This is a genomic window from Shewanella sp. SR44-4 (assembly GCF_014163715.1).
Taxonomy (GTDB): domain Bacteria; phylum Pseudomonadota; class Gammaproteobacteria; order Enterobacterales; family Shewanellaceae; genus Shewanella.
The window spans coordinates 1-1,083 of record NZ_JACJDU010000120.1; the positions used below are offsets into that span (position 1 = coordinate 1).

Below are 1,083 nucleotides of genomic sequence, written 5' to 3' on the forward strand. Positions count from 1 at the left end.
GTCGCTGTATCGAAGCTCTGGTAGGTGCGACCAATAGCCGCTGACGACACGTCTTTCATGGTTAATGATATGGTTTCATTGGCGTTGGCACCAATTTGGAAGTTTTTAGTGCCAAACGAGCCATCTACCAACTTACTTCCAGCAAAAGAAGTGCTGTCAGCGATGCGGGTCAACTCATCTTGCAATGAAGTAATTTCTTTTTGCATTGAGGTGCGGTCATCAGCTGAGTTAGACCCGTTAGCCGACTGTAAAGACAAGTCACGCATACGCTGTAAAATATTGGTTGACTCGCTCATCGCGCCTTCGGCGGTTTGAGCCATTGAAATACCGTCGTTGGCATTACGCATTGCCACACCGATACCATTGATTTGGCTCGACATACGGTTAGAAATTTGTAAACCCGCAGCGTCATCTTTGGCGCTGTTAATACGCATACCAGTAGATAGGCGCTCCATTGACGTCGACAGTTTGCTGTTGGCGCTATTTAACGAATTCTGAGACTTCATCGAAGTGACGTTAGTGTTAACCGAAATAGCCATAATTTTTTGCCCTCTACCTAACTTAAATAGTGCCTGTCAGTACTGTCAGGCGAAGTTTATTTTCTACATACACTGTAACGGCACGCACTAAAAAACCTTTAGCTAAAATCTCAAAAATAATAATCTACAAGAAAATGATATTAAAATCATTTAAAAACAAACAACAAAAAAGCAGACTGCCTAGCAGTCTGCTTCCATTTAATGCATGAGCGAACTTAGCTCTGCTAATTGTACTAATATATTAACCTAGTAATGATAACGCTGTTTGTGGTAACTGGTTAGCCTGGGCCAACATCGCAGAAGAGGTTTGCGATAGAATCTGCTGCTTAGTTAACTGGGCAGTTTCAGACGCAAAGTCTACATCTTGAATACGACTACGCGCATCTGTCACGTTAGTTTGCACATTGCTTAAGTTACTGATGGTAAAGTTCATCCGGTTTTGCACCGCACCCAAATCAGCGCGCTGACTGTCAATACTCGCAATCGCCGCATCAATAATACTAATCGCATCTTGAGCACCATCCTGAGTGCTCAAGTTAATGCC

At 43.2% G+C, this 1,083-nt stretch carries 1 protein-coding gene and 1 pseudogene; both read right to left on the reverse strand.

Annotated elements, in window-relative coordinates:
• A pseudogene (locus tag H5125_RS21645) lies at positions 1-539 on the reverse strand (flagellin); the annotation flags it as partial.
• 241 nt (positions 540-780) lie between these two features.
• Positions 781-1,083, reverse strand: a 303-nt coding sequence (locus H5125_RS21650; RefSeq protein WP_259395519.1) for a flagellin, incomplete at its 5' end; no start/stop codon positions are given.